Annotated in this window: 25 protein-coding genes and 1 pseudogene; 14 read left to right on the top strand and 12 right to left on the bottom strand. The window is 72.0% G+C overall.

Annotated features, from left to right (window positions below):
* Window positions 1-5: 5 nt before the first annotated feature.
* Genes uraH through JOE59_RS02545 form a run of 5 tightly spaced genes read right to left on the bottom strand, consistent with a single transcriptional unit; the run spans window position 6 to window position 4,382 of the window.
* Complete coding sequence (gene uraH, locus JOE59_RS02565; RefSeq protein WP_204458812.1) at window positions 6-347, bottom strand: hydroxyisourate hydrolase; 342 nt, start codon at window positions 345-347, stop codon at window positions 6-8.
* Complete coding sequence (uraD, locus tag JOE59_RS02560) at window positions 344-841, bottom strand: 2-oxo-4-hydroxy-4-carboxy-5-ureidoimidazoline decarboxylase (RefSeq protein WP_204463221.1); 498 nt, start codon at window positions 839-841, stop codon at window positions 344-346. Before uraD ends, uraH begins: the two co-directional genes overlap by 4 nt.
* Window positions 841-2,211 carry an allantoinase AllB gene (allB, locus tag JOE59_RS02555; protein ID WP_204458811.1) on the bottom strand — a complete coding sequence of 457 codons (1,371 nt, stop codon included), beginning with the start codon at window positions 2,209-2,211 and terminating at the stop codon, window positions 841-843. Before allB ends, uraD begins: the two co-directional genes overlap by 1 nt.
* On the bottom strand, window positions 2,208-3,020 hold the full coding sequence (locus JOE59_RS02550; protein ID WP_204458810.1) for a bifunctional allantoicase/(S)-ureidoglycine aminohydrolase: 813 nt from the start codon (window positions 3,018-3,020) through the stop codon (window positions 2,208-2,210). Before JOE59_RS02550 ends, allB begins: the two co-directional genes overlap by 4 nt.
* Before the next feature lie 39 nt (window positions 3,021-3,059).
* Window positions 3,060-4,382 (bottom strand): DUF6986 family protein, encoded by a 1,323-nt coding sequence (locus JOE59_RS02545; RefSeq protein ID WP_204458809.1) that lies wholly within the window; start codon window positions 4,380-4,382, stop codon window positions 3,060-3,062.
* Between the two features lie 154 nt (window positions 4,383-4,536).
* Between JOE59_RS02545 and JOE59_RS02540 the strand changes: the two genes are divergently transcribed.
* Genes JOE59_RS02540 through xdhC form a run of 3 tightly spaced genes read left to right on the top strand, consistent with a single transcriptional unit; the run spans window position 4,537 to window position 9,271 of the window.
* Window positions 4,537-5,985, top strand: coding sequence for a xanthine dehydrogenase small subunit (locus JOE59_RS02540; RefSeq protein ID WP_204458808.1), 1,449 nt, complete (start codon window positions 4,537-4,539; stop codon window positions 5,983-5,985).
* A complete protein-coding gene (gene xdhB / locus JOE59_RS02535) occupies window positions 5,982-8,384 on the top strand; it encodes a xanthine dehydrogenase molybdopterin binding subunit (protein WP_204458807.1) in 2,403 nt (800 codons plus the stop codon). The genes JOE59_RS02540 and xdhB overlap by 4 nt, the downstream gene beginning before the upstream one ends.
* A gap of 14 nt (window positions 8,385-8,398) precedes the next feature.
* Window positions 8,399-9,271, top strand: a complete 873-nt coding sequence (gene xdhC / locus JOE59_RS02530; RefSeq protein ID WP_204458806.1) for a xanthine dehydrogenase accessory protein XdhC — start codon at window positions 8,399-8,401, stop codon at window positions 9,269-9,271.
* On the opposite strand, the gene JOE59_RS02525 is transcribed toward xdhC, so the two are convergent.
* Window positions 9,265-9,792, bottom strand: a complete 528-nt coding sequence (locus JOE59_RS02525; RefSeq protein WP_204458805.1) for a nucleoside deaminase — start codon at window positions 9,790-9,792, stop codon at window positions 9,265-9,267. The genes xdhC and JOE59_RS02525 overlap by 7 nt on opposite strands.
* A gap of 144 nt (window positions 9,793-9,936) precedes the next feature.
* Between JOE59_RS02525 and JOE59_RS02520 the strand changes: the two genes are divergently transcribed.
* From JOE59_RS02520 to moaA, 5 genes are all read left to right on the top strand, one after another.
* Complete coding sequence (locus JOE59_RS02520; RefSeq protein WP_204458804.1) at window positions 9,937-10,344, top strand: TOBE domain-containing protein; 408 nt, start codon at window positions 9,937-9,939, stop codon at window positions 10,342-10,344.
* Window positions 10,341-11,162 carry a molybdate ABC transporter substrate-binding protein gene (gene modA, locus JOE59_RS02515; protein WP_204458803.1) on the top strand — a complete coding sequence of 274 codons (822 nt, stop codon included), beginning with the start codon at window positions 10,341-10,343 and terminating at the stop codon, window positions 11,160-11,162. Before JOE59_RS02520 ends, modA begins: the two co-directional genes overlap by 4 nt.
* A 98-nt stretch (window positions 11,163-11,260) precedes the next feature.
* Window positions 11,261-12,040 (top strand): ABC transporter permease, encoded by a 780-nt coding sequence (locus JOE59_RS02510; protein ID WP_204463220.1) that lies wholly within the window; start codon window positions 11,261-11,263, stop codon window positions 12,038-12,040.
* Window positions 12,037-13,278 carry a sulfate/molybdate ABC transporter ATP-binding protein gene (locus JOE59_RS02505; RefSeq protein WP_204458802.1) on the top strand — a complete coding sequence of 414 codons (1,242 nt, stop codon included), beginning with the start codon at window positions 12,037-12,039 and terminating at the stop codon, window positions 13,276-13,278. Before JOE59_RS02510 ends, JOE59_RS02505 begins: the two co-directional genes overlap by 4 nt.
* Window positions 13,279-13,301: 23 nt before the next feature.
* Window positions 13,302-14,414, top strand: a complete 1,113-nt coding sequence (gene moaA / locus JOE59_RS02500) for a GTP 3',8-cyclase MoaA (protein ID WP_307836921.1) — start codon at window positions 13,302-13,304, stop codon at window positions 14,412-14,414.
* A 25-nt stretch (window positions 14,415-14,439) separates the two neighbouring features.
* Here moaA and JOE59_RS02495 read toward each other — a convergent pair whose 3' ends face one another.
* Window positions 14,440-14,853, bottom strand: a complete 414-nt coding sequence (locus tag JOE59_RS02495; protein WP_204458801.1) for a molybdenum cofactor biosynthesis protein MoaE — start codon at window positions 14,851-14,853, stop codon at window positions 14,440-14,442.
* 52 nt (window positions 14,854-14,905) lie between these two features.
* On the bottom strand, window positions 14,906-16,072 hold the full coding sequence (locus JOE59_RS02490) for a ThiF family adenylyltransferase (protein ID WP_239560062.1): 1,167 nt from the start codon (window positions 16,070-16,072) through the stop codon (window positions 14,906-14,908).
* 150 nt (window positions 16,073-16,222) lie between these two features.
* On the opposite strand from JOE59_RS02490, the gene JOE59_RS02485 reads away from it, so the two are divergent.
* From JOE59_RS02485 to JOE59_RS02460, 6 genes and pseudogenes are all read left to right on the top strand, one after another.
* On the top strand, window positions 16,223-16,471 hold the full coding sequence (locus JOE59_RS02485; protein WP_204458800.1) for a MoaD/ThiS family protein: 249 nt from the start codon (window positions 16,223-16,225) through the stop codon (window positions 16,469-16,471).
* Between the two features lie 12 nt (window positions 16,472-16,483).
* Window positions 16,484-17,806 (top strand): molybdopterin molybdotransferase MoeA, encoded by a 1,323-nt coding sequence (locus JOE59_RS02480; protein ID WP_204458799.1) that lies wholly within the window; start codon window positions 16,484-16,486, stop codon window positions 17,804-17,806.
* On the top strand, window positions 17,799-18,275 hold the full coding sequence (gene moaC, locus JOE59_RS02475; RefSeq protein WP_204458798.1) for a cyclic pyranopterin monophosphate synthase MoaC: 477 nt from the start codon (window positions 17,799-17,801) through the stop codon (window positions 18,273-18,275). The genes JOE59_RS02480 and moaC overlap by 8 nt, the downstream gene beginning before the upstream one ends.
* Window positions 18,272-18,775, top strand: coding sequence for a MogA/MoaB family molybdenum cofactor biosynthesis protein (locus JOE59_RS02470; protein ID WP_204458797.1), 504 nt, complete (start codon window positions 18,272-18,274; stop codon window positions 18,773-18,775). The genes moaC and JOE59_RS02470 overlap by 4 nt, the downstream gene beginning before the upstream one ends.
* A 93-nt stretch (window positions 18,776-18,868) precedes the next feature.
* The gene (locus tag JOE59_RS02465; RefSeq protein ID WP_204458796.1) at window positions 18,869-19,084 is read left to right on the top strand and encodes a hypothetical protein; all 216 of its coding nucleotides are present in this window, start codon (window positions 18,869-18,871) and stop codon (window positions 19,082-19,084) included.
* Between the two features lie 157 nt (window positions 19,085-19,241).
* Window positions 19,242-19,827: pseudogene (locus JOE59_RS02460) on the top strand (GNAT family N-acetyltransferase).
* 94 nt (window positions 19,828-19,921) lie between these two features.
* Here JOE59_RS02460 and JOE59_RS02455 read toward each other — a convergent pair.
* From JOE59_RS02455 to groL, 4 genes are all read right to left on the bottom strand, one after another.
* A complete protein-coding gene (locus JOE59_RS02455) occupies window positions 19,922-20,611 on the bottom strand; it encodes a phosphatase PAP2 family protein (RefSeq protein WP_204458795.1) in 690 nt (229 codons plus the stop codon).
* A 75-nt stretch (window positions 20,612-20,686) separates the two neighbouring features.
* Entirely contained in the window at window positions 20,687-21,961 is a 1,275-nt protein-coding gene (locus JOE59_RS02450) for a multidrug effflux MFS transporter (RefSeq protein WP_204458794.1), read from the bottom strand.
* 181 nt (window positions 21,962-22,142) lie between these two features.
* Window positions 22,143-23,849 (bottom strand): FAD-dependent oxidoreductase, encoded by a 1,707-nt coding sequence (locus tag JOE59_RS02445; RefSeq protein WP_204458793.1) that lies wholly within the window; start codon window positions 23,847-23,849, stop codon window positions 22,143-22,145.
* A gap of 228 nt (window positions 23,850-24,077) precedes the next feature.
* Window positions 24,078-25,697, bottom strand: a complete 1,620-nt coding sequence (gene groL, locus JOE59_RS02440; protein WP_074258394.1) for a chaperonin GroEL — start codon at window positions 25,695-25,697, stop codon at window positions 24,078-24,080.
* Window positions 25,698-25,713 lie beyond the last annotated feature (16 nt).

The raw sequence follows: 25,713 nt of genomic DNA, 5'->3' as shown, positions 1-25,713 counted from the left end.
GTCGCTCAGCTCCCCCGGTAGGTCGAATAGGCGAAGGGGCTCAGCAGGAGCGGCACGTGATAGTGCCGGCCCGCCTCGACGACCTCGAAGTGCAGCACGACCTCGGGATAGAACGTCTCGGTGCCACGCGCGGCGAAGAAGGCACCGGTGTCGAAGCGCAGGCGGTATTCGCCCGGCGGCACCGAGGCCGGGCCGAGCCCGGTCGCACGGCCGTCGGCGTCGGTGACGCCGGCACCGACGAGCGCCCAACCGGATGCCTCGCGCACGGCCAGCTCGACGGCGACGCCTTCGGCGGGGCGACCGGCGGTCGCGTCGAGCACATGCGTCGTGATCTGGGAGATGGTCATGGCGTCACGAGTCCCTTCAGTCGGAGCACGGCGATCTGGCGCAACTGCTCGGCGACGACCACGTCCTCCTCCGCCGCCGAGTGCGCGAGGCGCTCGTCGAGTACGTCGAGTATCTCGCTCGCCGACCTGCCCGCGGCCCGGATCAGGAAGACGCGCCCGAACTTCTCCTCGTATGCGAGGTTGCCGGCCGCCAGCGCCGCACCGACGGCGCGCGAGGTCGCGGCGACGCCGGCCTGCTCGCCCCGCGACATCCGCGCCTCGGCGGTCTCGCCGCCGGGCCGCCGGCCGATGGGCGGATGGTGCGCGAGCGCGCCCTCGACCTCGGCGGTGGTGAACGGCGACGCGGCCGCGCTTGCTGCGGCCACCAGCGCGTCGACCGAGGCGTACGGACGTCCGTCGGCGAGTGCCTCGACCCAGCGCGGGACGTCGAGGCACGGGCGGAGCACGTCGACCGCGGACCCGCGGTCGAGGCCGTTGAACGCGTCGAGCCTCATCATCTCGCCGGCTCCCTGCGCAGCAGCCGACCGCGCGCGACCTCGCGGTCGACCGGACGCCCCGCGAGCAGCGTCGCCCGCACCACTCCGACGAGCTCGCGCCCGTCGTACGGGCACACGGGGTGGCGGTGCTGGAGCGCCGCGGCATCGACCGTGAACGTCTCGTCGGGCGCGAAGACGGCGAGGTCGGCCGCCGCGCCTTCGGCGATGCGGCCCTTGTCGGTGAGACCGACGCCACGAGCGGGTGCCCCCGACATCCACTCGACGACCTGTTCGAGCCGGATGCCGCGGCCGCGCGCCGCGCTCCAGACGAGGGGCAACCCGAGCTGGAGCGAGGCGATGCCGCCCCACGCATCGGCGAAGTCCCCGTGACCCGGGTCCTTCACGAGCGTCGGCGCCGGCGAGTGATCGGAGACGATGAAGTCGATCACGCCCGACTCGAGTCCGCGCCAGAGGGCGTCGCGATTCGCGGCCTCGCGAATCGGCGGGCAGCACTTGAAGGCCGTGCCGCCCGCAGGCACCTCCTCCGCCGTGAGCGTGAGGTAGTGCGGGCAGGTCTCGACCGAGAGCCGCACCCCGGCGCGCCTGGCGTCGGCGATGCGGCCGAGCGAATCCGCCGAGCTCAGGTGCACCACGTGCGCGCGCACGCCGGTGCGCGCGGCGCCCTCGATGACGGCGGCGATCGCGGAGTCCTCAGCCTCACGTGGCCGCGACGCGAGGAAGTCGGCGTAGTCGACGCTGTGCGGGTGCGGCGCCGCGTCGATCAGCTGCGCGTCCTCGGCGTGCACGAGGAGCAGCGAGTCGGTCGCCGCGAGCACGGCCATCGCGGCCTCCATCTCGGCGGCGGTGACCGCGGCGAACTCCTCGACGCCCGAGTCCAGCAGGAAGCACTTGAAGCCGAAGACCCCGCCGCGCACGAGCGGCCCGAGTTCGGCGAGATTGCCCGGCACGACACCGCCCCAGAAGCCGACGTCGACGAACACCCGCCCGTCGGCCGCGCGGCGCTTCGTCTCGAGGGCGGCGACCGACGTGGTCGGCGGAATGCTGTTCAGCGGCATGTCGACGATGGTCGTCACGCCGCCCGCCGCCGCCGCGCGGGTCGCCGAGGCGAAGCCCTCCCACTCGGTGCGGCCCGGCTCGTCGACGTGCACGTGCGTGTCGACGAGGCCGGGGATCAGCACCTCGTCGTCGGCGAGCTGCATGACGCGCGACCCGGCGAGGGCGGTGCCCAGCGGTGCGATGCGGGCGATGACGCCGTCACGCACGGCGACCTCGGCCGGCGCGAACGCGCCGCCGAGGAGCATGCGATCGCCCCGGATCACGAGGTCGAAGGTCTCGCCCGACCCGGTCGGTGCCGATGCTCGACTCATGAGAGCCGGATCTGCCGGTTCACGTCTTTGTAGAGCAGGTAGCGGAACGGCCCCGGACCGCCCGCGTAGCACGCCTGCGGGCAGAACGCCCGCAGCCACATGAAGTCCCCGGCCTCGACCTCGACCCAGTCGTCGTTGAGCCGGTAGACCCCCTTGCCCTCGAGCACGAAGATCCCGTGCTCCATCACGTGGGTCTCCGCGAACGGCAGCGTGCCGCCCGGCTGGAACGTCACGATGTTGACGTGCATGTCGTGCGCGAGGTCGTCGGGGTCGACGAAGCGGGTCGTTGCCCACGCCCCGTTCGTGCCCGGCATCTCGCGCGGCTCGACGTCCTGGTCGCGGGTGACGAACGAGTCCGGCGCGGGGATGCCGTCGACCGGCTCGTACGCCTTCCGGATCCACTGGAAGCTCGTCGTGTCGACACCGTCGTTCGCCAGCGACCAGGTGGCGCCCGCGGCGAGGTAGGCGTAGCCGCCGGCTCGCAGCGTGTGCGGCTCGCCCTCGAGCACGAGGGTGAGCTCGCCGCTCGTGACGAACACGACGCCTTCCACGGCGGCCTCCTGCTCGGGCCGTTCCGCCCCGCCGCCCGGCCCGATCTCGACGATCAGCTGCGAGAAGGTCGTCGCGAAGCCCGCGATCGGCCGGGCGAGGATCCACGATCGCGTGGCCCTGAACCCCGGCAGCCGGCTCGTCACGATGTCGCGCAGCACGCCCTTCGGAATGACCGTGTACGCCTCCTTCACGATCGCCCGGTCGGTGAGCAGTTCGGTCTGGGCGGGCAGTCCGCCCTGCGGGGTGAAGTAGTTCATGCGGCCTCCTTCGTCGTCGAGCTGCGCCGAGGCATCCGCTCAGCCGTTCGCGAGCTTCGGCGGAGCGGGTGCGGGGCGGGCGGGCCCGGGGTGGGCGAGCACCCTGAGTGCATGCCGGTCGATGCCCACATCGGCGGCGACCTCGGTCTCGGCGAGCGCGCCGCAGTCGACGCCGCGCAGCACGAACCCGGCGAGGGCGCGTGCCGTCGCCGGTTCGTCGAGCACGGCGCCGGACTCGTGCGCGAGGTAGTCGCGGAGGCGTGCGGAGGCCGCGGCGTACCCTTCGCGGTAGAACGCGTAGGTCGCGATGAACCGGGTCGGCAGCTGGTTCGCGTGCAGGTCCCAGCCCTGCGGGAACCCGCGGTCGAGCGATCGGCGCACGAGCCTGGCATGGAGCCGCCATGCCTCATCGGCGCGGTCGCCGAGCGGGAGGAGGTTCGTCGACCCGTCGGAGAGCCGGATGCCGGTGCCCGCGACCGCGAGCTGCATGATCTCCTTCGCATGGTCGGCGACCGGGTGCTCCATCGACTGGTTCGCCGCCGAGATCTGCAGCGCCGCGCTGTAGTCGTAGGTGCCGTAGTGCAGCCCGCTGATGCGACCCGGCACGGCGGCGGGCAGCTGCGCGAGCGGTGACACGCCGTCGGGGCCGAGCACCAGTTGCGGCGTCTCGACCTGCACCTCGAAGCGGAGCCGGCCGTCGGGCAGTCCGTGCGCGCGCTCGAGGGCCGCCATGACGTCGGCCATCGCCTCGACCTGTGCCACCGTCGACACCTTCGGCATCGTGATCGCGAGGCCGGTCGGCAGGTCGCCGCGCGCGACGAGGGTGCTCACGAAGAGATCGAGGGTACGGATGCCGCGCGCCCGCGTCGACGCCTCGAAGCTCTTGATGCGCACGCCGATGAAGGGCGGCGCGAGCCCCGCGGCGACCGCCGCGGCGACGCGCTCGGCCAGTCGCCGGGCGTCGGAGTCCTCGACCTCGTCGCCGTGGTCGCCGTAGCCGTCCTCGAAGTCGAGGCGGAGGTCTTCGATGGGCTCCCGCTCGAGCTTGTCGCGCACGGCGGGCACGACCTGGTCGACGAGCGCCGGATCGAGGCCGACGCGAACGGCGAGCGCCTCGAGACCTCCCGCCGACTCTGCTGCGGCGAGCGCGGCGACGCCCCACTCGGCAGGCAGGCCCGCGTCGTAGCGGTCGGCCGGGACGTAGACCGTGTGCACCGGTTGACGCGATCCGTCGTCGCCCGGATAGGCGCTCGCGAGCAGCGCGTCGCTCGCGGCGAGGCGGCGGTCGACCGCCACCAGGTCGGCCGCGGTGAGCGCGGTGCGCGGTGCCGGTGCAGCGCGGGCGCTGCGAACGTGGGCCATGGCTCATCTTCGCCGGGTCGATGTCTCGGGCGCAACGATCAACTGCCGCTCCGACCTCCGGATGCACCGAGGGTCGGCGCGTAGACTCGGACCACCGAGCCGCTGGGTGCGACCCGGTGTTCGGCGCAGCGCAGCGCCGTGGAGGTGGTCGACCATGGATGACTTCGCCGTGACGGTCAACGGTCGGCGACGCCCCCTGCCCACTGTCGCCGCGCACACGAGCGCACTCGACTGGCTGCGCGAGACCGGCCTGTCGGGCGTCAAGGAGGGATGCGCCGAGGGCGAGTGCGGTGCCTGCGCGATGCTGCTCGCCACTCCCGACGATCGAGGCGGCACCGCGTGGACGGCGGTGAACGCCTGCCTCGTGCCCGTCGCTGCTCTGAACGGGCAGGAGATCGTCACCTCCGAGGGCCTCGGCTCTCCCGAAGCGCTGCACCCGGTGCAGGAGACGCTCGCCGGGGCCGGCGGCTCGCAGTGCGGGTACTGCACGCCGGGATTCGTCTGCAGCATGGCCGACGAGTACTACCGCGCCGATCGCGCGCCCGTCGCGGCGGGCGAGGAGCACGCCGAGCGCGGCCCCAACGGGTTCGAGCTGCACGCGCTCAGCGGTAACCTCTGCCGGTGCACGGGCTACCGTCCCATCCGCGACGCCGCGTACTCGCTCGGTTCGCCGACAGCCGATGACGAACTCGCCGCGAGGCGCGCACGGCCCGCACCTCGGGCCGCACCGACCGACCTCCGATCGCACGATGGCCGATTCATCCGCCCGGCGACGCTCGTCGAGGCACTCGGCGTGCTCGGCGATGCCCCCGACGCGCTCCTCGTGGCGGGATCGACCGATGTCGGCGTCGAGGTGAACCTGCGGGGCCTGCGCCCGCCGCTCGTCGTCGCGATCGACCAGCTCGACGAGCTGCGAACGCTCTCCTTCGACGATGACATGATCGAGGTCGGCGCGGCGCTGACCCTGTCCGAGGTCGAGCGCAGGCTCGGCGGGCGCGTTCCGCTCCTCGCGCAGTTCTTCCCGCAGTTCGCCTCCCGCCTGATCCGCAACCGCGCGACGTTCGGCGGCAACCTCGGCACGGGCTCGCCCATCGGCGACGCCCCTCCGGCGCTCCTCGCGCTCGGCGCACGTCTCGTGCTCGCCTCGAGCGCCGGGGAGCACGAGGTCGAGCTCTCCGAGTACTTCACGGGCTATCGGCAGACGGTGCGCCGACCCGACGAGATCATCCGCGCGGTGCGCATCCCGCTGCCGCTCGCGGGCGTCTCCGCGTTCCACAAGATCGCCAAGCGCCGTTTCGACGACATCTCGAGCGTCGCCCTCGGCTTCGCGCTCGACGTCGACGACGGGGTCGTCACCTCGGCGCGCATCGGCCTCGGCGGCGTGGCCGCCACCCCGCTGCGTGCGCTCGCCACCGAGGCGGCGCTCGTCGGCGAGACGTGGAACATCGCGACCGTGCGCGCCGCGTCGCAGGTGCTGGCGGCCGAGGGCACCCCGATCTCCGACCACCGGGCCTCGAGCGAGTACCGCTCGCGCATGCTCGGCAACGCCCTGCTGAAGTTGTACAGCGCCACGCTCATCGCTGCGAAGCAGGTGCCGGCATGAGCGCACTCGCCGACCGCCCGGCCGATCCCGTCGTGGGCCTCAGCCCCGCTCATGAGAGCGCGGCGCTGCATGTCACCGGCGCCGCGATGTACACCGACGACCTCGCCGCGCAGACGGCCGGTGTGCTCACCGCGTGGCCCGTGCAGTCGGCCGAGGCGCATGCCCGGGTGAAAATCGACGTCTCCCCCGCCTACGAGGTGGCGGGCGTCGTCCGCGTGCTCACGGCCGCCGACGTGCCCGGCCTCAACGACGCCGGCATCAAGCACGACGAGCCGCTCTTCCCCGACGAGGCGATGTACACCGGCCACGCGCTCGTCTGGGTGCTCGGCGAGACGGCCGAGGCGGCCCGCCTCGGCGCCGAGGCCGTGCGCGTCTCGTACGAACCCCTTCCGTCGTGCATCACCGTGGTCGAGGCGATCGCCGCCGGGTCGTATCAGGGCATCGCCCGCACCGTCGCCCGTGGCGACGCGTCCACCGCGATGACGGAGTCGGCGCACGTCTTCGAGGGCGTCTGCGAGGTCGGCGGCCAGGAGCACTTCTACCTCGAGACCCAGGCATCGCTCGCGCTTCTCGACTCCGAGGGCCAGTACTTCGTGCAGAGCTCGACGCAGCACCCCTCCGAGACGCAGGAGATCGTCGCCCACGTGCTCGGCGTGCCGTCGAGCCGGGTCACGGTGCAGTCCCTCCGCATGGGCGGCGCCTTCGGTGGGAAGGAGATGCAGCCCCACGGGCTCGCCGCCGTCGCCGCACTCGGCGCGAAGCTCACCGGTCGGCCGGTGCGCCTGCGACTGAATCGCACGCAGGACATCACCATGACCGGCAAGCGCCACCCGTTCCACATCACGTGGAGGGCGGGGTTCTCCGACGACGGGCTGATCCAGGCGCTCGAGGCCACGCTCACCGCCGACGGCGGCTGGAGCCTCGACCTCTCCGAGCCCGTGCTCGGCCGAGCGCTCTGCCACGTCGACAACGCCTACTGGATCCCGAACGTGCGCGTGCACGGCCGCATCGCGAAGACGAACAAGACCTCGCAGACCGCGTTCCGCGGCTTCGGCGGGCCGCAGGGCATGTTCCTCATCGAGGACGTCCTCGGCCGGGTCGCCCCGGTGCTCGGCATCGACCCGGCCGAACTCCGCCGCAGGAACTTCTACCGGCCTGGTCAGCGCACTCCGTACGGACAGCTCGTGAAGGACGCCGAGCGACTCCCGTCGATCTGGGCGCAGCTCCTCGACGAGAGTCGCTTCGAGCGACGCCGAAGCGAGGTCGCCGGGTTCAACGCGGCGCACGCGGACGCGAAGCGAGGGATCGCGATCACCCCGGTGAAGTTCGGCATCTCGTTCAACTTCTCGGCGTTCAACCAGGCCGGGGCGCTCGTGCACGTCTACAAGGACGGCTCGGTGCTCATCAACCACGGCGGCACCGAGATGGGACAGGGCCTGCACACGAAGATGCTGCAGGTCGCCGCGACGGCGCTGGGCCTGCGTCTCGAGCAGGTGCGGCTCGCCCCCACCCGCACCGACAAAGTGCCGAACACCTCGGCGACCGCCGCCTCCTCGAGTGCCGATCTCAACGGCGGCGCCGTGAAGCACGCCTGCGAGCAGATCCGCGACCGCATGGCGGCCGTCGCGGGCCGGCTCCTCGGCGTCGACGAACGGGACGTGCGGTTCGCGGGCGGATCCGTCACCGCACTCGGCAGCGAGGCCGAGCCCCTGACCTTCGCGGAGGTCGCGGAGGCCGCGTACCTGCAGCGCGTGCAGCTCTGGGCGGCGGGCTTCTACCGCACCGAGGGGTTGCACTGGAACCCCGACCGGATGCAGGGCTCGCCGTTCAAGTACTTCGCCTACGGCGCCGCCGTCACCGAGGTCGAGGTGGACGGCTTCACCGGGGCCACGCGGGTGCGCCGCGTCGACATCGTGCACGACGTCGGCGACTCGCTCTCGCCCATGCTCGATCTCGGCCAGATCGAGGGCGGCTACGTGCAGGGGGTCGGCTGGCTCACGCTCGAAGAGCTCCGATGGGATGAATCAGACGGCCCGCATCGCGGCCGGCTGCTGACCCAGTCGGCGAGTACGTACAAGCTGCCGAGCTTCTCGGAGATGCCCGAGGAGTTCCATGTGCGCCTCTTCGCGAACGCCCGCGAAGACGGAGCGGTCTACGGCTCGAAGGCGGTGGGCGAACCGCCGCTGATGCTCGCCTTCAGTGCACGTGAGGCGATCCGCGCGGCGGTCGGCGCGTTCGGCCCGGCCGGCCGGAGCGTGGAGCTCGGCTCGCCGGCGACGCCCGAGGCGGTCTTCTGGGCCGTCGAGTCCGCACGTGAGACCACGACCGCCGCGTCCGCCGACACGGTCGACGACGAGCGCGCCCCGAGGCTCGTTCCCGCTGCGGCGACCGAGACCTAGCCGAGGCGGGTGACGTGGACTGGCTCGAGGCCCTGCAGCGGCTCCGCGACGCGCGGACGCCCGCCGTGCTCGTCACCTTGGCCATGGTGCGCGGTCATGCGCCGCGCAACGGTGGGGCGAAGATGGTCGTCTCGACCGAGTCGGTGTTCGGCACGGTCGGCGGGGGCAACCTCGAGCAGACCGCGATCGAGCGTGCGCGTGCGATGCTCGCCTCCGCCGCCGCGGAGCCGGAGCTGCTCACCCTGACGCTCAGCGACCGGGCGACGACCGACTACGGCGTGCAATGCTGCGGAGGAGAGGTCACCATGCTGCTGGAACCCGTGCGGGTCGTGCCGTCGGTCGCCGTGTTCGGGGTCGGCCACGTCGGGCTCGAACTCGCCCGTATCCTCGGCCGTCAGGAGCTCGAGCTGCATCTCGTCGACTCCCGCGCCGAGATGCTCGCGCCCGAGCGCCTCGGGTCGCCGAGTGCCACCGGACTCCTCGCCGATGCCGTCGCCACCGTGCACCTGCATCACGAGCCCGTGCCCGAGGCCGCGTTGGCGCTGCTGCCGCCGGGTTCGCACGTGCTGATCATGACGCACGACCACGTCGAGGACCTCGCGATCACCGACGCGGCGCTGCGTCACCCCGAGCTCGGCTCGATCGGGCTCATCGGGTCGCATTCGAAGTGGGCTCGGTTCCGCAAGCAGCTCCTCGAACTCGACCACGACGAGGCGACCCTCGCCCGCGTGGAGACCCCCATCGGCATTCCGGAGGTCACCGGAAAGGCGCCCGCGACGATCGCGGTGAGCGTCGCAGCCCGCATCCTGCAGCTCATCGAGCGATCGGATGCTGCCGCCGCGACGGATGCCTCGCGGCAACGCCGCGCCACGCGCAGCGCTCAGTAGTCGATCCGCGAGGCGGTGCGACTCCACTCGGTGAACGGGGCGGTGCGCCGAGCCTCGCCGAGATCGATGCTGGCGACCGGCATCACGGCTCGCGCCTCGGCACCCTCTTCGAAGTAGCGGTAGAAGACCGCATCGTCGAAGCCGGCCGCCGCAGCGTCATGGCGATCGGCGGCGAAGTAGACGCGATCGATGCGGGCCCACAGCGAGGAGGCGAGGCACATGGGGCACGGCTCGCAGCTCGAGTAGAGGGTGGCGCCGCTGAGGTCGAAGGTGCCGAGTGCCTGACACGCCGCCCGGATCGCCGTGACCTCGGCGTGCGCGGTGGGGTCGAGGTTCGCGGTGACCCGGTTGACGCCCTCGAAGAGCCGTCCGTCGGCCGACACCACGATGGCCCCGAACGGCCCGCCGCTCCTGCGCACGTTCTCGGTGGCGAGCTCGACGGCTCGCTCGAGGTGGTCGGCCACGATCTGCTCCGTGCCGGCCGTGGGCTGCCCCGGGGGCGGCGTATCGAACTGGTCCATGGCGCTGGGTCCTCGCTGTCTCGCGTGAGCGGTTCGAGGCTAACAGCCGGGGTGTCCGTGATCCACGCGCGAGTTCGCCAGGCGAGCGACGGGACGGCGCGATTCCGGTTGTCATTCCGCATCTGCGGAAGTAATGTCCATTTCATGACGCAGTATCGGATCAGCGAAGCGGCCTCGCTCGTCGGCGTGAGTGACGACACCATCCGCCGATGGGTGCACGAAGGCCTGTTGCCTGCCGAGAAGGACGCCGCGGGCCGCCAGGTCGTGCCCGGCGCCGAGCTCGCGGCTCGGGCTGCCGAGATCGCTGCGGGCTCCGAGGATCGCAGCGGCGTTCGCCGCAGCGCGCGCAACCGGTTCGTCGGCCTCGTCACCCGCGTCGAGATCGACGGCCTCATGGCCCAGGTGGAACTGCAGTGCGGGCCGCACCGGGTCGTCTCCCTCATGTCGGCCGAGGCCGCGCGGGAACTGCGTCTCGAGGTCGGCTCGCGAGGCGTCGCGGTCGTCAAGGCGACGATGGTCATCGTCGAGACCGAGACGGGCCCCCGCGGATGACCCGGACCCGCCGTCTGCTCGTCGCGACCTCGGCCGCGATCCTCGCCGTCGCGTTCGGCGGTTGCGCCGGCGTGGGCACCGCACCCTCCGCCGATCCGAGCGGGTCGCCGAACGCGACGACCTCGGAGCTTCGGGGCGGACTCACGATCTTCGCCGCTGCCTCCCTCAGCGGGGCGTTCGACGAACTCGCCACCCGCTTCGAAGCACGTCATCCGGGCCTCGACGTCGCCCCGATCACCTACGACGGCTCGTCGACCCTCGCGACCCAGCTCAGCGAGGGCGCCGCCGCCGACGTCTTCGCCTCGGCCGACGACCGCACCATGGCGACGGTCGCCGAGGCCGGCCTCGTCGACGGAGACCCCGCGACCTTCGCCTCGAACGTGCTCGAGATCGCGGTGCAACCGGGCAACCCGCTCGGCATCGACGCGCTCGACGACCTCGGTGCAGCGGCATCCGCCCAGCCGCTCGTCGTGCTCTGCGCGCCCGAGGTGCCGTGCGGCCATGCCGCGCAGACGCTGTTCGATCGCGCCGGTGTCGACGTGACCCCCGTCAGCGAGGAGCAGAACGTCAGCGCCGTGCTCACGAAGGTCCGCTCGGGTGAGGCCGACGCCGGCCTCGTGTACGTGACCGACGTGCAGGCCGCCGACGGCGCGGTCGAGGGCATCGAGATCGACGGTGCGGATGCCGCGACCAACACCTACCCGGTCGCCGCCCTCGCCGACGCCGCGAATCCGGAGGCGGCGCGCGAGTTCGTCCGGTTCGTTCGCTCCGCGGAGGGGGCCGAGGTGCTGGCCTCCTTCGGATTCGGTCCACCGTGACCGACCTCGCCCGCGGGGAGCCGGTCGGGCGTGCCACCGTCGCCGGCCCGGGCGCCGATGTCGATCGCGCGCCCGGCCCTGTCGCGCGTCGCTCGTCCCTGCCGCCGTGGATCCTCGTGCCGGCCGGCGTCGCGGTCGCGGTGCTCGTGCTGCCGCTCGCCGCACTGCTCGTCCGGCTCGACTGGGCGAGCGTGCCCGCCGCGGTGACCTCGCCGGCCGCACTCGACGCCCTCGGGCTGTCACTCGTCACCGCGACGATCGCGACGACGGTCTGCGTCGTGCTCGGCGTGCCGCTGGCGTTCGTCATCGCCCGCAGCTCCCGACCGGTCGCGGCGGTACTGCGCACCCTCTCGACGCTGCCGCTCGTGCTGCCACCGCTCGTAGGCGGCATCGCCCTGCTCGCCCTGCTCGGCCGGACCGGACTGTTCGGCGGCGCGCTCGAGGCATTCGGACTCCGGGTGCCCTTCACCACGACCGCGGTCGTGATCGCGCAGACGTTCGTGGCCCTGCCGTTCCTCGTCATCTCGGTCGAAGGCGCGCTGCGCACCGCCGGCACGGGCTTCGAGTCCGTCGCCGCGGGACTCGGAGCCCGACGCTTCACCGTCTTCCGCCGCATCACGCTGCCCCTGATCGGCCCGGGGCTCCTCGCGGGCACCGTGCTCTGCTTCGCCCGAGCGCTCGGCGAGTTCGGGGCGACCGCGCTCTTCGCCGGCAACGCGGCCGGTACGACGCGCACGATGCCGCTCGCGATCTACACGGCGTTCAACGGCGCGGGCGTCAGCGAGGACACGGCGATCGCCCTCTCGCTCATGCTCATCGTCGTGGCGGTCGCGGTGCTGCTCGTCATGCGCGGCTGGCGCGAGGACACCGCGCGATGAGCGGTGGTGCAAGCAGTCGGCGCGACGCGGGCGGCGCCGACTCTGCGGCATCCGCCGGCCTCGTCGCCGAGGTCGCGGCGTCGATCGGCGCGTTCGAGCTGCGTGCCCGCATCGAGGTGGCACCGGGCGAGATCCTCGCGGTGCTCGGACCGAACGGGGCGGGCAAGTCGACCCTCCTGCAGGCGATCGCCGGCACGCTGCTGCCCGATTCGGGCACGGTGCGCGTCGGCGACCGCGAACTCACCGGGCGCATGCCCGGCTCGCGTGCGCCGCAGCACGATGTGCCGCCCGAGCTGCGCCGCATCGGGCTGCTCGGGCAGGAGCCGCTGCTGTTCCCGCACCTGAGCGTGCTCGAGAACGTCGCGTTCGCGGCACGAGCACGCGGCGAACGCGCGCACGGCGCGCGGGAATCAGCGCACGCGAGGCTCGAGCAGTTCGGACTCGCCGACCTCGCCCAGCGCCGGCCCCGGCAGCTCTCGGGCGGGCAGCAGCAGCGGGTGGCGCTCGCGCGCACGCTCGCCGCGGAACCCGAGGTGCTGCTGCTCGACGAGCCGTTCGCCGCGCTCGACGTGCAGGCCGCCGCCGAGATGCGAGAGCTGGTCGCCCGGATTCCTGCGGCCTCCGGCATTCCGATCGTGCTCGTCACCCACGACCCGCTCGACGCGATCGTGCTCGCCCGGCGCTCCGTGGTGCTGCAGTCGGGGCGCATCGCCGCAGCGGGGTCGACCGCGGAGGTGCTCGGGCATCCGACGACGCCGTTCGCGGCCGCGCTCGCTGGGGTGAACCTCGTCATCGGCACCGTCGATTCCGAGGGCTGCGTCGTGGTCGTCGAAGCTCCCGTGGCGGGCGGTGCCGGCGGTGCCGCCGGGCGTCCCGACGGCTCGTCACGGCCGAACGCGCCGTTCCTGCGCCTGCGGAGCACCGGTGACGGCGACGCTCGCGTGCAGCTCGGAGCCGCGGCATCCGCGGTCTTCAGCCCCGGCGCGGTGCACGCGGCACCCGCAGGCGATCGCTCGCCCGCGGCATCCGCTGTCAATGCCTGGACGGGCACGGTCGCCCAACTGCGCCCCGTGCCCGGCGGCGTGCGCATCGGCATCACCGAGTTCCCCGACCTCGCGGTCGACGTACCCTCGGCCGCGGCGGTCTCGCTCGACCTCGCGACGGGTGCGCGGCTCGAGTTCACGATCGCGGCGGCGGAGGTCTCGGTGCGGGCGCTGCCGGCCGCGGTGTTACGGTAGACGCCACAACAGGGGGTGCACCCGTGACGTCGTCGAGACCACCGGCCGAATCGCCCCGTTCCCATGGCGGTGCGGGTCTCGGCGCACGCCGCCTGCCCGCGACGGGCCGGCTCTCCGACCGCCTCGACCGGCCGCTCCGCGACCTGCGCATCTCGGTCACCGATCGGTGCAACTTCCGCTGCGTGTACTGCATGCCCAAGGCCGTGTTCGGGCGCGACTACGCCTTCCTCGAGCGCGAGGAGCTGCTCGACTTCGACGAGATCACCCGCATCGCTCGCGTCGCCGCGGCGCACGGAGTCGAGAAGCTCCGGCTCACGGGCGGCGAGCCGTTGCTCCGGCGCGGCATCGAAGACCTGATCTCGCGTCTCGCGGAACTCCGTACACCCGACGGCCGCCCCCTCGAGATCGCCCTCACCACGAACGGCGCCGCGCTCGCGGTGAAGGCCGATGCGCTGAAGGCAGCAGGCCTCACCCGGGTGACGGTCTCACTCGACTCCCTCGACGACGACGTGTTCCGGGCGATGAACGACGTCGGCTTCCCGATCGCCAGGGTGCTCGACGGCATGGAGGCCGCCCGCGCCGCGGGCCTCGGCCCGATCAAGGTCAACATGGTCGTCAAGCGCGGCGTGAACGATCACGAGGTGCTGCCCATGGCCCGCCACTTCCACGGCACTCCGTTCAGCCTGCGGTTCATCGAGTACATGGACGTCGGCACCTCCAACGGCTGGAGCCTCGACGAGGTGGTGCCCTCCGCCGAGATCGTCGAGCGCATCGGCCGCGAGCTCCCGCTCGAGCCCGTGGGCGAACTCGTGCCCGGCGAGACGGCGGCCCGGTGGCGCTACCGCGACGGCGGCGGTGAGATCGGCGTGATCTCGAGCGTCACGCAGGCCTTCTGCGGCACCTGCAACCGCGCCCGCATCTCGACCGACGGCCGCCTCTTCACCTGCCTCTTCGCCTCGGAGGGCCACGACCTGCGGGCTCTCCTGCGCGGCGGCATCGACGACGAGGGGCTCGCCGCGGCGATGGGCGCGATCTGGGGTGCGCGCGACGACCGCTACTCCGAGGTGCGGGCGGGCCTCACACCCGAGCTGCGCGGGGCGCGACCGAAGATCGAGATGTCGTACATCGGCGGGTGACCGCTCGTGGCGCGGCTCCCGGGTTTCAGAGCCCGACCCACTCCGAGACGCCGTCGACGAAGTGCTGGCGCTTCCAGATCGGCACCTGCTGCTTGACGAGTTCGACGAGGCGCTCGCACGCGTCGAACGCCTCGGCGCGGTGCGCAGCGGATGCCGCGGCGCAGAGTGCGACATCGCCGATGCGCAGCTCCCCCACCCGGTGCACGGCCGCCACGGCGATGCCGGTCTCGGCTGCGACCTGTCGCACGCACTCGGCGAGGAACCGCTCGGCCTCGGGGTGCGCACGGTAGTCGAGGGCCAGCACTCCCCGCCCGGCGTCGTGGTCGCGCACGATGCCGAGGAACACGACGACGGCGCCGCTCGCGTCGGCCTCCACCGCCGAGCGAACGGCGGTCTCGTCGATCGGCCCGTCGGTGACGAGGGCGAGGGGTTCGGTCATGCGGGTTCCTCACGAGTCGTGTTCGTGTCGACGGATGCCTCGGGCACCGGGCTCATCGCTGCACGAGCTCGCCGGCGACGGCGGCGAAGCTCACGATGCCGCCCGTGAGGTACTCGACCTCGGTGAGGCCGCGTTCGCGGAGCAGTCGAGCCGCCCGCCGCGATCGCAGGTCGTGCTCGCAGTAGACGACGACCGGGCCGGACCCGGGAGTCGGCCCCGCGCCCTCGGCGAGCGCGGCGAGCGGCACGAGCACGCTGTCGCGGATGCGGGCGAGCTCGGCCTCCTCGGGTTCGCGAACGTCGAGCAGGGTGAGCGGGGCGCCGCCGCGAAGGCGTTCGAGCAGGCCCGCAGCCGTCACGGCGGGCGGTGCCGGTGCGGGCGCGTGCGCCGCGTCATCCGTCGCCTGCTCGGCCGTTCGCAGGCCGCAGAACACCTCGTAGTCGATGAGGCTCGTGATCTCGGGGGCATCGGCGATCGCCGTGTAGGCGATCTCGCGCGACCGCCCCGAGAGGGCGTCGACGGTCGTCACCCGGCCGATGAGCGGCTCGCCGACGCCGGTGATGAGCTTCACGACCTCGGTGGCCATGAGCCCGCCGACCGTGGTGCAGAGACTCGGCAGCACGCCGCCGGCCTGGCACGAGAGCACCTCGTCGGGCGAGGGCGGCACCGGGAACAGGTCGCGGTACCCCGGCCCGTGCGCGTGCCATGCGGTGCCGACCTGGCCGTGGAAGCGCAGGATCGCACCCCAGACCAGCGGAACCCGGGCGAGCGACGCGGCGTCGTTGACGAGGTAGCGCGTCGGGAAGTTGTCGCTGCCGTCGACGACGAGGTCGTACCCGGCGAGCACCTCGCGGATGTCGGCGGCGGACAGGCGGGTGCGGTGGCGGACCACGCGGCAGTCGGGGTCGATCGCGGCGACCGTCTCGGCGAGCGAATCGACCTTCGGCCGGCCGAGGTCGGCGACGCCGTGGCTCGTCTGCCGGTGCAGGTTCGAGAGTTCGACGACGTCGTCGTCGACGACGCCGATCGTGCCGACCCCCGCGCCGGCGAGCGAGGGCACCACGACGCTGCCGAGTCCCCCGGCCCCTACGACGAGCACGCGAGCCGCCGCGAGGCGGCGCTGGGCGAGCTCGCCGAAGCCCGGCAGCATGAGCTGCCGACTGAATCGCGCGATGCGCTCGGCCGCGAGCGGCGGGCCGGGCTCGACGAGCGGGTGCATGCCCGCCATTGTACGCAGCGCATCGGCGCGCTTCCGGCGCTCCTGGCCCGCGCGAGGGCCGCCCGAGGCCGCCCCGGCCGGTGTACGGCCGGGCCGCAGCCCGCCGCGCGGCCCGGTCACGTCGGCCGCCCTGCCGGTAGCATCGTGGGCATGACGATCGTGACCGTGCGGTACTTCGCCGCCGCCGCCGAGGCGGCCGGTCGCGATGAGGAACGGCTCGAGCTGAGCGCCCCCGCCACGCTCGGCTCCCTCGGCGCACTGCTCGTCGAACGCCACGGTCAGGCGATGGCCAAGGTGCTCGCGTCGGGTTCCTTCCTCGTCGACGGCACGGTGCGTCGCGACGCCGACCACCCGGTCGCCGCGCAGGTCGACATCCTGCCGCCCTTCGCCGGCGGCTGACCGGAGGCACGGATGATGCGGACCTTCGCCGAACACCAGCACGCGGTGCGTGAGCTCCTCGCGCCGATCCGGGCCGCACTCGACGAGCCTGCAGGGTTCGAGCGGGTGGCGGTGTCCGACGCCGACGACGCCCGGCCCGGCCCCGGTCCCTCGGCGCTCGGGCGCGTGCTCGGGCTCGAGGTCGTCGCTCCGATCGACCTGCCCGCCTTCGCGAACTCCCAGATGGACGGATACGCCGTGCTCGCGGCCGATCTCGTCGGCGCCGCCCCCGGCGCTCCCGTCGTGCTCCCGGTCGGTGCCGTGAGCGCTGCGGGCGACCGGGTGGCCGACCACGCTCCCGGCACGGCCGCCCCGGTCATGACCGGAGCTCCGATCCCCGTCGGCGCCGACGCCGTCGTTCCGATCGAGGCCGCCGACCCGCCCCGGTTCCCCCGGCTCGGCGCCGACCGGCGCGCCGTCGCCGCGGGCACCCTCGTCGCCTTCGACCGGCCCGCCCCGCCCGGCGCCTTCGTGCGCGGCGTCGGCACCGACGTCGCCCGTGGCGAGCGGCTCCTGCCCGCCGGCATCCGACTCGGCCCTGCCCAGCTCGGCGCCCTGGCCGCCGCCGGGGTCACGACGGTGTCGGTGCGCCGGCCGGTCTCGGTGCTGCTCGTCTCGACGGGGCACGAGTTGCGCACACCGGGCGCATCGCTCGACTCGGGCCAGATCCACGATGCGAACACGACGATGCTCGCGGCAGCCCTCCGCGAGAGCGGTGCGCGGGTGCGCGAGACGGTCGCCCCCGACGACGCGGCCGCGCTCGTCGCGGTGCTCACGGAGTCCGCCCGTCACGTCGATCTGGTGGTGACCACCGGCGGTGTCAGCGCCGGCGCATTCGAGGTCGTGCGCGAAGCCCTCGCACCGCTCGGCGTGGCGTTCACGAAGGTCGCGCTGCAGCCCGGCGGACCGCAGGGCCTCGGGCTCGCCCGATTCCCGGCGACCGGCGACGGCAGCGGTGCCGGCGTCGAGGTGCCGGTCGTCGCGTTCCCCGGCAATCCTGTGAGCGCACTCGTCTCGTTCGAGCTGTTCCTGCGCCCGGTGCTGCGGGCGTTCGCCGGCCTCACCCCCGACCGACCGCGCGCGCGACTGCGGCTCGCGCACGACGTGACCTCGCCGCTCGACAAGCATCAGGTGCGCCGCGGCGTGCTCGACGGCGACGGCGACGTCGAGGTCGGGGCGCCGAGCTCGCACCTGCTGCACGCCTACGCGAACGCCACCGTGCTCGTGCACCTGCCCGTGGGAGTCGGCGACCTGCCGGCCGGAGCCCACGTCGACGTCTGGAGGATCGATGACTGAACCACGCCTGACCCATCTGCGCGGCGACGGCTCCGCGCACATGGTCGACGTCACCGACAAGGCGGTGACCCGGCGCACGGCGAGCGCGCAGGCCGTGCTCATCACGCGCATCGACGTGGTCGACGCCATCGCCGACGGCAGCCTGCCGAAGGGCGAGGCGATCGGCACCGCGCGCATCGCCGGCATCATGGCGGCCAAGCAGACGTCGACGCTCATCCCCCTGTGCCACCCGCTGCCGCTCACGAAGCTCGACGTCGACATCACGCCGGAGGGCGATCGCGTGCGCATCGTCGCGACCGTCACCACGAAGGGCGTCACCGGCGTCGAGATGGAGGCGCTGACCGCCGCGACCGTGTCGGCGCTCACGCTCTACGACATGATCAAGGCCGTCGACAACCGCGCGGTCGTCACCGACGTGATGGTGCTCGCGAAGGCGGGCGGCAAGAGCGGCGACTGGTCGCGCGAATGACCCCGACCGAGCGGATGCCGCGCACCGCCGTCGTCATCGTCGCGTCGACGCGTGCCGCGGCGGGCGTCGCCGACGACCGCACCGGGCCGGTGATCGCGGCCTGGCTCGTCGAGCGCGGCTTCGACCCCGTCGGCCCCGTGGTGGTCGCCGACGGCGTGCCCACGGCCGACGCCCTGCAGCGGGCCCTCGCCGGCCACCCGTCGGTCATCATCACGACCGGCGGCACCGGGGTCTCCCCGACCGACGGCACCCCCGAGGCGACGGCGCCGCTGCTCGATCGCGAGCTGCCGGGGTTCATGGAGGAACTGCGCCGTCGCGGCGCGGCGACGACACCCACCGCCCTGCTCTCACGAGGACTCGCGGGCGTGTCGGGGTCGACGCTCGTCGTGAACCTCCCGGGTTCCGCCGGCGGGGTGCGCGACGGGCTCGGGCTGCTCGGCGAGGTGCTCGAGCACACCCTCGATCAACTCGCCGGGGGCGACCACCCAGCGGCGGGGTGATCTCGTCACGGACCCTCTCGCATGCGCGTCGTCGCCACGACGGAGTTGTCGTGGGGATTCTGATGACCGGTCGCCATCGGTAGAGTGCGTCACATGACAACGGACGTCACTCTCTATATCGGCAGCGTCGCACCCAACTATGCGAAGTTCCGCTTCACTGACGGCCCAACGTGGGAAGGTGTCCGGTCCCAGATCATGGATGCGATGAATGCGGGCAAGGGGACCATCGAGATCGATCGCAAGCGAGACAAGGTCGTCTACGTCTACAGCCCGTTCCTTCCGGTGAGTTGGGTCGAGTCCAGCGTCTAGCGACGGTTCCCTGCTGCGGATCCATCGGCCCTCGGGCCGTCGACGCGGGCCGTGACAACACTCGGTGATGCTGACAAGATGACGGCATGGCGCGCGCGTTGCGAGTGGTCCCCGGTCGTCGTTCAGCGAGACCGGCCAGAAGGTCGGTGGGGCGGGCATGACCACGCACCTGATCAAACCGCTCACGCCGGAGACCTTTCCGGCGTGGCTCGCGCTCGCGCAGAAGCACAACGGGGTCTGGGGCGGGTGCTACTGCTCGTATTTCCACGACGACACGGAGCACACCGTCAAGGAGGAGTACGACCGGCCGACGTTCAAGCAGCGACTCGTGGCCGAAGGCATCGCTCACGCCGCGCTCGTCTTCGACGGCGACGACGCGATCGCGTGGTGCGAGTACGGCAGCCCGGTCGAACTGCCGAACATCTACCACCGCAAGCAGTACGACGCGGGCGAGACCAACCCGGCGCCGTGGCGCATCACGTGCTTCTTCGTCGACCGCGACCACCGGCGTTCGGGAGTGGCACGGGAGGCGCTTGGACGGCGCGCTGGAGCTGATCGCGCAGGCCGGCGGGGGCGAGGTGGTCTCGTTCCCCAACGAGCTCACCCCCGGCAAGAAGACCTCGTCGTCGTTCCTCCACAACGGCACGAGGGCGATGTTCGAGCAGGCGGGATTCACGTTCGAGCGAAACATCGGCAAGAGCAAGACGGTGATGCGCAGAACGGTGCCGCCGGCCGGCAGCTGACGAAGAGGCGCATCCGGGCGAGGCCCAGCACTCGATCCCGTCGCTCGACGGTCGACCCCGGACGACCCCACGCGATGCGTTCGCGCTCGGGTGCTCAGTCCGCAGACGCGCGACGCCGTCGCTCACCCCACGCCATGCGTTCGCGCTCGAGCGGACCGGCGAGCGCCGCCCAGAGGAGCAGCGCCACACCCGCCCCGGCGAGCGCCCCACCGAGGGTGTCGGTCAGCCAGTGCGCACCGAGATAGGTGCGGCTGTACGCCATCAGCGCGGTGTAGACGGCGCCGAGCACCCACACCCAGGTGCGCGGCACGATCATGCCCATGACGACCGCGATCGTCGCTGCATTCGCGACGTGGCCCGACGGGAACGACCCGAAATCTGAGACGACGATCATGTCCTCGGGCCGAGCCCGCCCGAACAGGTGCTTCAGCACCTGCACCATGCCGGCACTCGCGGCCGACGCCACGATGAAGTACAAGGCCCCCCACGGTCGCCGAACGATGAGCAGCACGATCGCGGCTCCGATCGGCACCACGAACACCCCGACGAACCCGCCGCCCAGCGTGTTCATGGCATAGGCGAACCACTCCCCGAAGGGGGTTCGCGTGCTCACCACGAACTCCGCCCACGCCTCGTCGACGGCGAAGCGGTTCTCGCCCGACGACGTCAAGGCGAGCACGCCGAGCAGGCTCGCGAGCAGGAGCGCCGTCGCCCCCGCGATGATCGGAACGCGGCGGGAGACCCGCGGCCGGGTATCGGACGACTCCACCGATTCGAGGCTCATGCACTCACGCTATCGTCGGGTTCGCGGCATCCGCGTGAGGTCACCGCCGATTTCGCGGGCGGATGCCTCGCGCCTTCACTCGCTCAGCGGCGGCACGGTCCTCGGGCGCACGAGCAGCCACAGCGCCGCGATCGCCACGATGCCCGCGAGCAGCATCACGAACGCCATGGGCACGGCGCTGGCGACGCCCATGAGGCCGATCAGCGGTGAGATGACGCCGGCGAGGCCGAAGTTCAGGGCGCCGAGCAGCGACGCCGCCGTGCCGGCCTCCGCGCCGTGGTGCGCGAGGGCGAGCACCTGCACGGCGGGGAACGCGAAGCCGCAGGCGAGGATGTAGAACCAGAGCGGGATCGCCGTGCCCCAGAACCCGCTTCCCGACGCGTCGAGCGCCATGATCGCCACGGCCATCGCAAGGTGCACGACCGTCGTGCCGGCGAGGATCCATTGCGGCGCCACCGAGCCGCGCATGAGCCGCGAGCTCGTCTGCACGCCGATGATGACGCCGACGGAGTTCACGGCGAAGAGCAGGCCGTACTCCTGGGCGTTGAAGGCGTAGAGGTCCTGGAAGAGGAACGACGAGGTCGAGAGGTAGCCGAACAACCCCGTGAAGGTCATGCCGCCGATGAGCGCGGCGCCGAGGTAGACGCGGTCGCGGAAGAGCGCCGCGTAGCGATCGCGCAGCGTCGAGTGGCCGGAGACCTGCCGACGCGAGGCGGGCAGGGTCTCGACGATGAAGAAGGCGACGGCCACGACGACGACCGCGCCGTAGATCGCGAGCACGACGAAGATGCCGCGCCAGTCCATGACCTGCAGCAGCTGCGACCCGATGACGGGGGCGAGCACGGGCGCGAGGCCGTTCACGAGCGCGAGTCGCGAGAGCATGCGCACGAGCGGCTTGCCGCCGAAGAGGTCGCGCACCATCGCCATGGCGACCACGCCACCGGCTGCGGCGCCGAAGCCCTGCAGCAGTCGGAAGACCGAGAGCCAGACGATGTCGGGGGCGAAGGCCGCAGCGAGGGATGCCGCGATGTGCAGGGCCGTCGCGAGGATGAGCGGCAGGCGACGACCCACCTTGTCGCTCCACGGGCCGACGATGAGCTGGCCGAGGCCGAACCCGACCATGGTGCCCGTCAGGGTCAGCTGCACGGCCGAGGCGGAGACGCCGAGCTCGTCCTGCAGCACCGGGAAGGCGGGCAGGTAGAGGTCGACGGTGAACGGGCCGAGCGCCGTGAGTGCGCCGAGCACGAGCACGTAGACGAGTCGCTGCCGGCTGCTCAGCCGGTCGCCCGGGTGCGACGGCTGGACGTAGTCGTCGGGACGGATGACGGGGATGGAGGAGGTGGAGGACATCGTGTTTCCAGGCGTGCTCGGATGCGGCGGCGCACGCCCTCGGACGCCGGGAGATGGGGAGGCGGCGCCCCGATGGGACGCCGCCTGTGCGATTCGGCCGTCGCGCGGCTCGAATCGATTCGACACCTTCGAGTGTAGTCGAGGGCACCCGCCCCGAAGCAAGTCCCGATCGGGACGAGCGCTACACGGTGCGCGCCTCGTCGGCGGAGCCCCCACGGGCCGGGGTCGCACTTCCCTCGGGCGACGACGCGGCGTGCACCGCGGCGAGGTATCCGAAGACGGCGGCCGGCCCGATGGTCGACCCGGGGCCGGGGTACGTGCGCCCCATGACCGAGGCCGTCGTGTTGCCCGCGGCGTAGAGCCCGTCGATGACACGGCCGTCGACGTCGACCACGCGGGCATGCTCATCGGTCAGCAGGCCGCCCTTGGTGCCCAGGTCGCCGGGCACGAGCTGCACCGCGGTGAAGGGGCCCTTCTCGAGCGCGCCGAGGTTCGGGTTCGGCTTCACCCACGGGTCGCTGTAGTAGCGGTCGTATGCGGTGCCGCCTCGACCGAAGTCCACGTCGACGCCGGTGCGGGCGAACCCGTTGAACCGCTCGACCGTCGCGAGGAAGGTCGCACGGTCGACTCCCATCTTCTCGGCGAGCTCACCGAGCGTGCCAGCCTTGACGACCACTCCCTGCTCGACGAGCGCCGTGCCGCCCATGAGCAGCGCGCCGAACATGTACCGCTGCCGGTGCCGCCGCTCGACGACGAGCCACGACGGGTTCGCGGGCGAGATCGGATCGCGCTCGAGCAGGTGATGGCCGAAGTCGATGTAGCTCTCGGACTCGTTGAGATAGCGGCGGCCCGACTGGTCGACGACGATGCTGAACGGGTCGGATCGCTCGTTCAGCACGAACTGCGCCTGCTTGCCGGGGATCGGCACGGATGCACCCCACCAGGCGTCGTCCATGAGCGCGACGTCCGCGCCGGCCGCGACGCCCGCCTCGATGGCCGTGCCGAGGTCGCCCTCGGCCGCCGACGTGTACCCCGCGATGCCGTGGTACTTCTGCCGCCAGGCCGAGTTCGCGGCGAAGCCGCCCGCGCCGAGGATCACGCCGCGCCTCGCACGGATGCGCTGCAGGCCGTCGGGAGTCGCGACGACGGCCCCGACCACTCGCCCGCGCTCGTCCTTCAGGAGTTCGGTGAGCGGGCTGCTCAGCAGCATCTGCACGCCCTGCTGCTTCGCGATGGCGCCGAGCTGCAGCATGAGGCCGCCGCCGAAGCCGTACAGCTTCTTGCCGGTGACCAGTCCTCCGAGGGTGCGGAACACGAAACGCGCGCCGCGCACGAAGCCCGAGAACGAGGACCACGCGCGCATGAGCAGCCACACGTCGTCGGTCTGCATCGGGGCGGGGATGGAGTCGCCCGTGCGCGAGGTCTCACGCCAGTCGCCGAGCCTGCGCGCATCGAAGGGCTTGGACTCGATGCCGCGCCCGATCTTGCCGCCCGGCCGGTCGGGGTAGTAGTCGGGATAGTCCTTCGCGACCGCCCACCGCACCCCGAGCTGCTCGAGACGCGTGACGAGCTCGGGAATCGTGTCGACGAACGCCGCGCGTCGCTCGGGCGAACTGGCCGGGCCGATCGAGTCGCTCGGGCCGATCGCGGATTCCAGGTAGGTCAGCGCCTCCTCGCGGGAGTCGGCGATGCCCGTGCGACGCATGATCGGATTGTTCGGCATCCACAGTCCGCCGCCGCTGCGCATCGTCGTGCCGCCCCACCGGTCGGTGCTCTCGACCACGAGCACGGAGAGCCCTCGATCTGCCGCGGTGATGGCCGCGGTCATGCCCGCCGCACCGGTGCCGGCGACGAGGACGTCGACCTCGCGGTCCCAGGATTGCGTCATTGCTCCTCCTTCTACCGGACATCGTTGTCCGGTTGTTCGGTTGAACGCTAACACCTGCGACACACGAGGGGAAGAGCGAGGCGACGGCTCCCGACACGACGAAGGGCGCCTCCCGTGAGGGAGACGCCCTTCGTGTGCTTGCGCGAGGTTGGACGGGGTCTCGATACGACCGGCCGGAAGGGCCGGTCACTCGACCCTGACCATCACGGAGCTACGCTCCGTTCAGGGTCAGAAGTCCATGCCGCCCGTCGGGTCGCCGGCCGGAGCCGCGTTCTTCTCGGGCTTGTCGGCGACGACGGCCTCGGTGGTGAGGAACAGGCCCGCGATCGACGCAGCGTTCAGCAGCGCGGAGCGGGTGACCTTCACCGGGTCGTTGATGCCGGCAGCGAGCATGTCGACGTACTCGCCGGTCGCGGCGTTGAGGCCCTGGCCGACCGGGAGGTTGCGCACGCGGTCGACCACGACGCCCGGCTCGAGGCCGGCGTTGAGGGCGATCTGCTTCAGCGGCGCGTCGATCGCGACGCGAACGATGTTCGCGCCGGTCGCCTCGTCGCCCGTGAGCTCGAGCTTCTCGAAGGCGGTCTTGCCGGCCTGGATGAGGGCGACGCCACCACCGGCGACGATGCCCTCTTCGACGGCGGCCTTCGCGTTGCGAACGGCGTCCTCGATGCGGTGCTTGCGCTCCTTGAGCTCGACCTCGGTCGCCGCACCCGCCTTGATGACGGCGACGCCGCCGGCGAGCTTGGCGAGGCGCTCCTGGAGCTTCTCGCGGTCGTAGTCGGAGTCGGTGTTCTCGATCTCCTTGCGGATCTGCGCGACGCGGCCGGCGATGGCCTCCTCGTCGCCGCCACCCTCGACGATGGTCGTCTCGTCCTTGGTGATGATGACCTTGCGAGCCGAGCCGAGCAGGTCGAGGGTGACGTTCTCGAGCTTGAGGCCGACCTCCTCGGAGATGACCTGGCCACCGGTGAGGGTCGCGATGTCCTGCAGCTGCGCCTTGCGACGGTCGCCGAAGCCGGGAGCCTTGACGGCGACCGACTTGAAGATGCCGCGGATCTTGTTGACGATCAGCGTCGCGAGTGCTTCGCCGTCGACGTCTTCAGCGATGATGAGGAGCTGCTTGCCGGTCTGGATGACCTTGTCGACGATCGGCAGCAGGTCCTTGATGTTCGAGACCTTGCCGTTGACGATCAGGATGTAGGGGTCTTCGAAGACCGCTTCCTGGCGCTCGGGGTCGGTGACGAAGTACGCCGACAGGTAGCCCTTGTCGAAGCGCATGCCCTCGGTCAGCTCGAGCTCGGTGCCGAAGGTGTTCGACTCCTCGACGGTGACGACGCCCTCCTTGCCGACCTTGTCGATCGCCTCGGCGATGAGCGCACCGATCTGCTCGTCGGCGGCGGAGATCGATGCCGTGGCGGCGATCTCTTCCTTCGTCTCGACGTCCTTCGCGTTGGCGAGGAGCTCGGCCTCGACGGCCGCGACGGCCTTCTCGATGCCGCGCTTGAGCGAGATGGGGTCGGCGCCTGCGGCGACGTTGCGGAGGCCCTCGCGCACGAGCGCCTGGGCGAGCACGACCGAGGTCGTGGTGCCGTCACCGGCGACGTCGTCGGTCTTCTTGGCGACCTCCTTGACGAGCTCGGCACCGATCTTCTCGTACGGGTCGTCGAGTTCGATCTCCTTGGCGATCGACACACCGTCGTTCGTGATCGTGGGTGCGCCCCACTTCTTCTCGAGCACGACGTTGCGTCCGCGCGGGCCGAGGGTCACCTTCACCGCGTCGGCGAGCGTGTTCAGGCCACGCTCGAGGCCACGACGGGCCTCCTCGTTGAAAGCAATGATCTTTGCCATGTGTTTCTCTCGTCCT

The sequence above is a fragment of the Agromyces cerinus genome (genome assembly GCF_016907835.1).
GTDB lineage: Bacteria > Actinomycetota > Actinomycetes > Actinomycetales > Microbacteriaceae > Agromyces > Agromyces nitratus.
The sequence above is the reverse complement of the archived record's forward strand: the minus strand, read 5'-3'. Positions and strand labels throughout refer to the sequence as shown.